The following is a 10,416-nucleotide window of genomic DNA, read 5'->3' on the forward strand; positions in this document are numbered from 1 at the left end:
CTCAGACTCGCCGCGGCATCCACACCCGCAACAGCGAATACAGCCGATCCACATCGATCGGCTTCGCCAGATAATCGCTCGCGCCCGCGGCGAGGCATTGCTCCTGATCGTCCTTCATCGCCTTCGCGGTGATCGCGATGATCGGGAGCTTCTTGAAGCGCGCATCTTCGCGGATGCGTCGCGTCGCTTCCAGTCCATCCATGCCGGGCATCATCACGTCCATCAGTACGACGTCGATGTCCGCGTGCCGGTCGAGCGCCTCGATGGCTTCGAAACCATTGCGGCCGATCGCCACTTTCAAACCCTGATGCTCCAGCGCGCTCGATAACGAAAAGATGTTGCGGATGTCGTCGTCCACCAGCAGCACGCGGCGTCCGTCGAGCACGCGGTCGCGCGAACGCGAGACGTGCAGCATCGCCTGGCGATCCGCCGACAGGTCGGATTCGACCTTGTGCAGGAACAGCGTGACTTCATCGAGCAGACGTTCCGGCGAACGCGCACCCTTGATGATGATCGACTGCGAATAACGCATGAGTTCCGCTTCTTCGTCGTGAGTCAGATTGCGGCCCGTGTAGACGATCACCGGCGGAAACGACAAGGCATCCGTCGACGCCATCTGCCGCAGCAGATCGCCACCCTGCATGTCGGGCAGCTTCAGGTCGATGATCATGCAGTCGAAGATGGTCGTCTTCAGCAACTCCAGCGCGTCCTTGCCGAACTCGACAGGCGTGATTTCCACGTCCTGATCGCTGATGAGTTCGACGATGCTTTGCCGCTGCCGCGCATCGTCCTCGACCAGCAGCACGCGCTTGATCTTCTGACTGCTCTTGTCGGCGAGCCGCTGGAAGATGCCCATGAGTTGTTCGCGCGTGGTCGGCTTGACCGCGTGGCCGATCGCGCCGAGGTGCAGCGCGGCCTCGCTTCTGTCCGACGCCGACACGACATGCACGGGAATATGCCGCGTCTTCGGGTTCGCCTTCAACTCTTGCAGAACGACGAGCCCCGAGCGATCCGGCAAGCCGATATCGAGCAGAATCGCGCTCGGCGAACGTTCTTGCGCCAGCCGCAGCGCTTCGCCCGCCGTGCCGCTCACGATGCAGCGATAACCCAGCTCGTGGGCCAGATCGAGCAGCACTTGGGCGAAGCTCGCTTCGTCTTCGATGACGAGCACCAGGCGCCGGCCGGCGGCTGCGGCGTCGAGCCGGTCGTCGTCGATCACGGGCGTCGGTGTGACCAACGCGGCCACGTCATCGAGTGACGCACTGGGCGTCTCCACCGGAACGGGCGCGGGTGCAGGCACAGGCGCCACGAGTTCGAGCGCGTTTTGCACGGGCGGCGTGAGGGCGTCATAGATGACCGGCATCGTGAGCGTAAAGGTGCTGCCCACGCCCGGCGTGCTCTGCAACGCAATCGACCCGCCGAGCAGATGCGCGAGACTGCGCGAGATCGACAAGCCCAGACCCGTGCCGCCGTAGTGACGGCTCGTGGTGCCATCGGCTTGCTGGAACGCTTCGAAAATCGCTTCCTGCTGATCCGGCGCAATGCCGATGCCCGTATCCGTCACGACGAACTGCACCGCGTCCTTGCCCGCGTTCTTCAGCGTGAGCGAGACCGTGCCCAAGTCGGTGAACTTCACCGCGTTGGCGAGCAGGTTCTTGAGTATCTGCTCGAGCCGGCGGAAGTCGGTCGTGAGCGTCGGATATTGCTCGATGTCGTTGCGCAGTTCGAGCTTCAGCTTCTTCTGGCGCGCGAGCGGCTCGAAGGTGCGCGAAAGCGTATCCACGATGCGCTGCACGGGCACATGCTCGATGTGCAGATCGAGCTTGCCCGCTTCCACCTTCGACAAGTCGAGAATGTCGTTGATCAGATTGAGCAGATCGTTGCCCGCCGAATAGATCGTCTGCGCGTACTTGATCTGATCCTGCGTGAGATTGCCGTGCTTGTTCTCCGAGAGCAGTCTCGCGAGAATCAGCGAGCTATTGAGCGGCGTGCGCAACTCGTGCGACATGTTCGCCAGGAACTCGGACTTGTAGCGGCTTGCGCGCTGCAAGGCCTCGGCGCGCTGCTCCAGCACTTCCTGCGCCGAGTTCAGCGCCGCGTTGCGTTCGTCGAGCACGCGCGCCTGTTCCGCGAGTTGATCGTTGGTCTGTTCGAGCTCGGCCTTCTGGTTCGCGAGATACACCTGCGCCTGCGACAGCGCGTTGGTCTGTTGCTCCAGTTCCTCGTTGGTCGTGCGCAGTTCTTCCTGTTGCGTCTGCAACTCTTCGTTCAACTGCTGCGTCTCTTCGAGCACTTGCTGCAAGCGCTCGCGATACTGCGCCGCCTCCACGAAGTCGCCGATATTCCCCGCCACCGACAACATGAACTGGCGCTCGCGTTCCGTGAGCGCGTGCATCGCGCCGAGTTCGATGGCGCCGTTTGCCTCGCCCTCGTTTTCGATCGGGACGACGACGAGGCTCGTCGGCGTGGCCGAGCCGAGCGAAGAGGTGACCTTCCAATAGCCGGCCGGCACTTCGTCCACGTTCGTCAGGCGCTTCGAATGCACGGCCTGCCCGACGAGACTCTTCACGCCCGCGAGCGTCTGCGGCGACGTCTCGCTGTCCGGGTCGAAGCCGAAGCTCGCGGTGCGCCGGAGCGCGCCGTCGACATCGACGACGTAGAACGCGCCTATCGATACCTTGAGGTAGTCGGCCAGAAAGTCGAGCACCGTCTGGCACAACTGGTCGAGCGACTGCCTGCCGATCACCTGCGCCGCGAGCAGCGTCTGCCCCTCGCGCAGCCACGCCTGCTCCTGCAACGCGCGCGTCTGCTTCTCGTGTTCGCTGAGTGCCAGGCCATACGCGTTCGAAAGCTGCAAGAGCTCGCGGCGGCCGAAGACCGCCAGAATCACTGAAAGCGACAGGCTCAGCACGAGAAACACGATGACGGTAATGGACGTCAGTTCCTTCGCCGACTCCACGCGCTGAATTCGCAGCGTCTGCTCGATGTTGAGAAACGCGTCCAGCTCGCGCACCGTCTCGGCGCGTTCCGCCGCACCGCCTCCGGCACGCATCTGCGCGAGCGCATTGCCGTTGGCGCGACGCTCGGCGATCACGGCATCGGCGACCTTGTCCCATTGCGTCTGCAACGCGCGGATGCGGATCATGCGGTCCACTTGCGGCGTGTTGTCCGAGACGAGCGCGGCGAGCGTATCGATATCGGCGGTGAGCTTGGGTTTGGCGGTCTCGTAAGGCGCGAGGAAGCTCTCGTCGCCGGTGAGCAGATAGCCGCGTACCGCGCTTTCCTTCTCGCCGACGAGCCGCCCGATTTCCTGCGTATTGCCGATCACGCGTTCCGAGTGCTCGACCCAGTCGATGCCCGAGAGCAGATACAACACGAGAGCGACGAACGCGACCGCGGTGACGATGCCCGTCCCCAACGGCAGCGCGATATTTCGCAAGAGAATGCGACGAAACGTGGTTTCATCGACACCGGACCGCAATGGCATGGACAACTCCGATGGATATGGTTTCGTGAATGACGCTCGGTACGCGGCGCACGTATTTGCGCGCTTCGGCCGACGCGCATGTGAAGATTTTTTTCAAATCAGGCCGGTGCGAATCATAACCGGTCGGCGCTTGGAAACGCTTGACGGCGCTTGAAGGCGCTTGATTGGCGCTTGATGGCATCGCCCAATACGAACACGCCTTTCGACCCGCGACGTTGCCCAAACCGGCACGTCCGTTCGCGCTCTTTCACTTTGCTGAACAATTGCGCGGACCACCTTACAATGCACGGCAGCGGCGGGCGGCGCAATCCAAAAGGTGAGCGCACGCCGGTCGCTTGGCTTTGGCTGTTCGCTGGTGCTTCTGATTGTGACTGTGCTTATAACCGACCTCGGCGGCCGGTCCCGGCCGCACGAATCAATCGACTTTTGGAGAGGATATGAAAGCAACGCTTGCCAGTAAGCTCGTCGTTTCCGTCATCGTGGCTGCATTCGGTGTTTCCGTCGCGCCGCTGTCTTTCGCTCAGACCAGCAGCACGACGGACGCGACTCAAGCCGCACCGTCGACCAAGGCGCAACGTAAAGCCGCCCGCAAGCAGGCACGCGCGAAGAAGAATGCCGAGCTGAAGAAGCTCGAAGACGCGGGCTACAACCCCGCGAAGCGCGATGATTCCACGTATCCGCAAGACGTCCAGAACGCTCAGAAAAAAGCGGGCATCGGGCAAGGCGCGAGCCAGTAAGTCGCTGTGAAGCTCCCGCACCTTCGGGTGCGGGAGTTTAATCGCGCGCTGCTTGCTCCGCGCGCGCCACGCAACTGAACGATACCGTCGAAGTCTGTTCTTCGAGCGAGCGTATGCCGCTCGTCGCTTCGGATCGGAGCGACACGCGTTGATCGCGTTGCTTGCAGTAGTCGTTGGCGGCGTCCATTGCGGCACTGCGCGCGGTCGACCAGGACATGCGAGTGCCGGTCGCCTTGCCGGTCACGGTGTAGACATCTGGCTGCGAGCCGGCCGTGACTTCGCTCGTGGTCCCGCACGCGGTGAGTGAAAGAGCGAACGCGAGCGCGCCGCACAGACGCGCGAGTGTGAAGAATGGTAAAGACATACGCTTGAAATGAGCCGTGATTGATGTACGGCCCGCATATTACAAGCGCCCGCGATTTTCTTCACGGGTCAGAGGAAACACAGCGCCTGCGCTTCAGGATTGCGCGATGCGATCGAGCAGCCGCTGAAGCCGCGTATGCTGACTCGGCGCGAGTCCCGGCGTCGATAGCGCCTGCACGACGCGGTTGCGCCAGTAAGTTTTCGAAAAAAGCGAATTCGCGCCTTCGAGATTCAGCACCTGTTCGAGATGCTCGATCGCGGAATCGAGATGACCGATGTTGTAGACGGCGGCATCCGCGCTGAGTTGGTTCATGGACTCACCCGTATCGACATGTCGGACGTCATCGACGCGCCACGCGCGATTGAACGCATGACGCGTCGCTCCTTGCTCATCAATGCATGTGCTGGCCGCCGTTGATGGCGATATTCGAGCCGGTCACGAAGCCTGCGTCTTCAGAGCACAGGAACGCGACGAGCGCCGCGACTTCTTCCGGCTTGCCAAGTCGCCCGGCTGGAATCTGCGGAAGGATCTTCGAGTCGAGAATGTCTTGCGGAATCGCGGTCACCATCTTGGTGGCGAGATAGCCCGGCGAGATCGTGTTGACCGTCACGCCCTTTTTCGCCACTTCGAGCGCGAGCGACTTGGTGAAGCCATGCATGCCCGCCTTCGCCGCCGAATAATTGGTCTGCCCGACTTGCCCCTTCGATCCATTGACCGACGAAATATTGACGATGCGGCCCCAGCCGCGCGAGACCATCTCCTCGCAAACCGGCTTCGTCATATTGAAGACGGAATCGAGGTTCGTGCGCAAAACGGAATCCCAGTTCACCTTGCTCATCTTCTTGAAAGTCGTGTCCTGCGTGATGCCCGCATTATTCACGAGGATATCGACGGGACCGACTTCATGCTGGATTTTCGCGACGCAGTGCTGGCTGGATTCGTAATCGGCGACATCCACTTCGTAGGCGCGAAAGGCGCGGCCCTGACGATCCATGTTCGCGAGCCACTCGGACGCCAACGCGTTTCCCGGCGAATGCGTCACGACGACAGCGAAACCCGCATCGTGCAATTTGATACTGATGGCTTCGCCCAGTCCGCCCATGCCGCCCGTTACCACTGCAATTCGCTTGGTCATTGATGATAGCCCTCGTTACGTTTCTCTCAGATTGATGATGTTCAACTGCTTCTCGCGCCGCACTTTTGGTTTGCAGTCTCGCGGCGCGAAGATGTCAGGCAAAAGCATGCCTGCCCGAAATGTTCGGAAAGCGTCCTCCAGTTGGCGGCGTGGCAGCCTTTAGCACGCCGCGCCTATGCATTCAGTCGACGCAACGACAAATTCAGTAATGTCGATTAAGGAAGTTTTGCACCAAACGGTGCACCAACTAGCTTGCAAAAATCGAGTGGTCCTTTTAATGGACCTTATTGAAAATCTCTCAGGTTCAGCGTTTGCCCTCGCGTACCTCCGACTGTGCAAGAATCGCGAGCGAGCGACTCCGTCGCACGGATATCGTGCGAATGCGCAAACGGAGACGTGAAGTTGTTCGATGAATGGTGCTTGTGCGTCGCACCAATTGAGACTGATTTTAAACGACAAAGGTGGACAATAAATTACATATTACTAGGTAATAACCCTAGTTGGAGTAAAAAAGTCCTTTGAATTGCAGCAGATGCATTGTCTAAAGGACCGCACGGCCGTTCATTAATCATCTTATTCAGCCGAAGTCTTGCATGACATTAACCCGTCCGTATAAGGATGGGCAATCTGCAGATAAGACGTGTGATCACAATTCACTAATTGGATCGTTACAAATATGCTTTGGTTATCACAAAACATTCCGAAAACTTATACGAACGATGACGGAGCGGAATATCAACAGTTCACCTTCGGGTTAATCGGCTTTACGATTGATAAAGATCGGACGTATGAACGACCTTTTAAATGCGCTCGAGCGCCGCACAGAAAGTTCGCCCCAGCCGATTATCAAAGCTCCAAAACGAGCCGCGGTCCTTTCGCGCGTGAGCAGCATGTCATCATGCGGCGATTCGATTGCCGCTCTGCTCTAGTCAGGACCACATCGCGATGATCGATTTCTCCTTCGAGCACGCGCACTTCGCAAGAGCCGCATAAACCTTCTTCGCAATCGCTTTGCACATCGACGTTTGCGCGCCTCAGTGTCGCAAGCAAAGTTTCCCCCGCTCCAACCGTCAGCGTGAAGCCGGAGTCCTTCAGTTCCACTTCGAACGCGTGCTCGCTGCCAGGATCGAGTGCACTGAGTGTCGATTCGAAATGTTCCGTGGTGAGCGCGTCTTCCGGCCACGCGTCGCTGACTGCGGCGAGCGCATCGAGCATGCGCGCGGGACCGCATGCGTAGACTTGCGTGCCGCCATCGACGTGCAGCGACGCGAAGTCGATGCGCTCGCCTTCCGCCGACACATACACACGCAGACGGTCGCCATGAAGCGCGGTGAGTTCATCGACGAACGCCATCGACGCGCGCGAGCGGCCGCTGTAGTGCACTTCGTATTCGATGCCAACGGCGCGCGCGCGCCGCGCCATCGCACCGATCGGCGTAATGCCGATACCGCCCGCGATCAGCACGAGCCTGTCAGCGGTCTCGTCGAGCCGGAAGTGATTGCGCGGCCCGCGAATGCGCCAATGCGCGCCGGGCTTCGAATTGCCGTGCACCCATGCCGAGCCGCCGCGACTCTCCGTCTCGCGCAGCACGGCGATCTCGAACACGCCGCGCTCGTCCGGGTCGCCGCACAGCGAATACTGCCGCGATAGTCCCGTGTCGCCGCAGACGACATCGATATGCGAACCCGCCGTCCAGCGCGGCAACGCGCGGCCATCGGCGGAAGCGAGACGCACGCGCACGACGCGATCCGCGCACGCCTTTACGCTTTCGACGATCACCGGCCGGCTCACCGCATGCGCCGACGGCTCGCCGATCCGCACCACTTCGCGCGCCTCGCGCACCGACGCGTCCGCGCGCTCCGGGTTCATCGCCGGGTCCCATTCCACGAACACGTGTTCGGGTCCGCGAAACGAAGTGTTCGGCACATAGGTAAAGCGCTGCTTCGCGAGCTTCATGTGCGGCAAACGGCGCGTGAGTTCGTCGAGGAAAATCTGCATCTCCATGCGCGCGAGATTCTTGCCCATGCATTGATGCGCGCCGTAGCCGAAAGTCAGTTGATCGCTGGCGTTTTCGCGGCGGATGTCGAAGAGGTCGGCGTCGGCGAACTGATGCTGATCGTGATTCGCCGATGAGGTCACGATCAACAGCTTCGAGCCCGCCGGAATCGCGATGCCGCCGATGACCACGTCCTTTGTCGCGAGCCGCCGCCACGCCGCGACCGAACCGTTGTGGCGCAAGCATTCCTCGACCGCGTTCGGAATGAGGCTCGGGTCGTCGCAGATGTCGCACCACGCGTCGGGATGTTGCAGCAGCAGCTTCATGGCGTTGGCGGTCGCGTTTGCGGTGGTTTCGTGCGCGGCGACGATACCCGCCATCATCATCGAATGCAGATAGGAGTCGGTGACGACCTCGGGCTGCTCCTTTTGCTTGCGGATGCCGTACTGCATCCAGCCGGGACCGGACGGATCTTCGCGCATCTTGTCGAGCACCTTGCCCGCGTACTGCCAGAAATTGCCGACCGCGTGCGCCACGGCGACCTGCTCTTCGGGCTTCGGACGGCCCCATGTATTGACCGTATGCGCGATCGAGTAGCGGCGCAACGTGTCCATGTCTTCCTCGGGCACGCCGAGAAAATGCAGCGCGACGGTGAGCGGCACTTCCCAGAGCATCTGATCGACGAGATCGGCGCGGCCATCGTCGATAAAGCGATCGACGTAGCTGCGCGTGAGCGCGCGGACCATCGGCGCGTGATGCGCGAGCTCGTCGGGCGTGAAGGGCTCCATCAGCGCGCGGCGGCGCGGCATGTGCGCGGGCTCGTCTTCGTTGACGAGCGTGCGGTTGAGCGCAAACCCGTAGGACGCGAGGACGGCGTTGGCTTCGGGACCCGTGGGCGTGATCTTTTCGAGCGCGATCGACGGACTGAACGTGAGGTTGTCGCGGAAGATCGCCTTGATGTCGTCGTAGCGCGTGACGACCCAGTAGCCGAGCTTCGGACTATAAAAGACGGGCTCCTGCTCGCGCGCCCAGCGAACATATTCGGGCGGATCTTGCTGATAGCCGTCGCCGAAGGGATCGAAACTGGCCGCGCGCGAGCTGACAGGGCAGCCGTTCGGGGCGAGAGAGGCATCGTCGTGCAGGGGGCATTGCGGCGCGCTGCTCATCTTCGTCTCCTGTGTTCGTGCTCTTTTAGTCTCCAATAGTATGCATGGAGTCACGCGAGCGAACAGGTTTCAACGAGCGCTCACCACTTCCACCGCACGCCGAGACCGCCTTCGATCGCGCTGCGACGCGCGCCGCCGATATTCGTCGTGTAATTCACGTTGGCGAACGCGCTGCCGCGTGCGCTCACCTTCGCGACGATACCCGCGCCGAGTTGCGCGGTCGTGGCGGATACGCTCGTCGGAATCACGGTCGATGCGGCGAAGGTCACGGTATCGGTGGCGCCGAAGTAGCGCCAGAGGTTCGCGCGCAAATAAGGCTGCCACGAAGTCCCGGCCGCATCGAAGTTGGCGAACAAACGTAGGCCGAGCCGCCCGATCAGACCGCTCGCTTCATCGAACGATACGTGCGAGATGCCGTCATCGATATCGTCGAGACTCGCGTGCTGCCAGATCAGTTGCATTTGCGGCTCGATGCCGAGGCCCGCGGGCAGCGCGATGGGCAGCCCTGCTTCGAACGATGCGGCGAATGTCGTGCCGTGTGTGCTGGCGCCGACGCCGCGGTTCGATACCGGATCGGCGGTGAGCGTGCTGCCGAGCACGACGGCATCCGTGTACCAGCCGCCGGGGCCGATGTGCGTCCAGTAGAGGCCGGCGCTGTAGGCTTCGACCGAGAGATGGCCCACGGCTGAGTTGGGGAAGCCGAGCGCGAAGCCGCTGACGTCGCCGCTTGCGCGCGCGAAGCCGAGGAAAAAGCCATAGTGATTGCGATGACCGGTGGAGCTGGCATTGGCGTACACATCGTGTCCGACTTGCGCGCCACCGATTCCACCGCTGAATTCCGGGTCCGCCGCGCCGCTGTTGCGCAGCGTCGCGTGGCCGCCCCAGACGCGCGCCCATGCGGCGGGCAGCGCGCCGGTTTCGCCTAGCAATGACTGCTCGCCCTGACGTTCGTGGAATGTGCCGATTTGCTGGATCGCCAGTTCGCGCATGATGATCGGCACTTCGGTGTAGACGGGCACTTCGGTTCGATAAAGCGGCGTCGGAGCCGCGCCTGGCGGTGGCGGCGGCGGAAGCGGCGGTGTTCCGGCGGCGGCGGTTGGAGTCGGTGGGTTTGGTGTCGGTGTCGGTGTTGGTGTTGGTGTTGGTGTTGGTGTTGGCGTTGGTGTTGGTGTTGGTGTTGGCGTCGGTGTTGGCGTCGGTGTTGGCGTTGGTGTTGGCGTTGGTGTTGGCGTTGGTGTTGGTGTTGGCGTTGGTGTTGGCGTTGGCGTTGGTGTTGGCGTTGGCGTTGGCGTTGGCGTTGGCGTTGGCGTTGGTGTTGGTGTTGGCGTTGGTGTTGGCGTTGGCGTTGGCGTTGGCGTTGGCGTTGGCGTTGGCGTTGGCGTCGGCGCTGGCGTTGGCGCTGGCGTTGGCGCTGGCGCTGGCGTTGGCGCTGGCGTTGGCGCTGGCGTTGGCGCTGGCGTTGGCGTTGGCGTTGGCGTTGGCGTTGGCGTTGGCGTTGGCGTTGGCGTTGGCGTTGGCGTTGGCGTTGGCG

General features: G+C 61.7%; 7 protein-coding genes. 1 reads left to right on the forward strand and 6 read right to left on the reverse strand.

Annotated elements, in window-relative coordinates:
• Position 1: 1 nt before the first annotated feature.
• Positions 2-3,487, reverse strand: a complete 3,486-nt coding sequence (locus tag NCR40_RS23875; RefSeq protein WP_250510844.1) for a response regulator — start codon at positions 3,485-3,487, stop codon at positions 2-4.
• 437 nt (positions 3,488-3,924) lie between these two features.
• Here NCR40_RS23875 and NCR40_RS23880 point away from each other — a divergent pair, with 437 nt between their 5' ends.
• Positions 3,925-4,224: a DUF4148 domain-containing protein gene (locus NCR40_RS23880; RefSeq protein ID WP_244829885.1), complete on the forward strand. Its 300-nt coding sequence runs from the start codon at positions 3,925-3,927 to the stop codon at positions 4,222-4,224.
• Positions 4,225-4,261: 37 nt separating this feature from the next.
• Here NCR40_RS23880 and NCR40_RS23885 read toward each other — a convergent pair whose 3' ends face one another.
• From NCR40_RS23885 to NCR40_RS23905, 5 genes are all read right to left on the reverse strand, one after another.
• Positions 4,262-4,588 carry a hypothetical protein gene (locus NCR40_RS23885; RefSeq protein WP_250510845.1) on the reverse strand — a complete coding sequence of 109 codons (327 nt, stop codon included), beginning with the start codon at positions 4,586-4,588 and terminating at the stop codon, positions 4,262-4,264.
• A gap of 93 nt (positions 4,589-4,681) precedes the next feature.
• Positions 4,682-4,900, reverse strand: a complete 219-nt coding sequence (locus tag NCR40_RS23890) for a hypothetical protein (RefSeq protein ID WP_244829883.1) — start codon at positions 4,898-4,900, stop codon at positions 4,682-4,684.
• Positions 4,901-4,979: 79 nt separating this feature from the next.
• A complete protein-coding gene (phbB, locus tag NCR40_RS23895) occupies positions 4,980-5,723 on the reverse strand; it encodes an acetoacetyl-CoA reductase (RefSeq protein WP_250510846.1) in 744 nt (247 codons plus the stop codon).
• A gap of 846 nt (positions 5,724-6,569) precedes the next feature.
• Positions 6,570-8,885, reverse strand: coding sequence for a cytochrome P450/oxidoreductase (locus NCR40_RS23900; RefSeq protein WP_250510847.1), 2,316 nt, complete (start codon positions 8,883-8,885; stop codon positions 6,570-6,572).
• A gap of 80 nt (positions 8,886-8,965) precedes the next feature.
• Positions 8,966-10,416 (reverse strand): autotransporter family protein (locus NCR40_RS23905; protein ID WP_250510848.1); only part of this gene is annotated, 1,451 nt, incomplete at its 5' end.

The organism is Caballeronia sp. GACF4 (genome assembly GCF_023631025.1).
GTDB lineage: Bacteria > Pseudomonadota > Gammaproteobacteria > Burkholderiales > Burkholderiaceae > Caballeronia.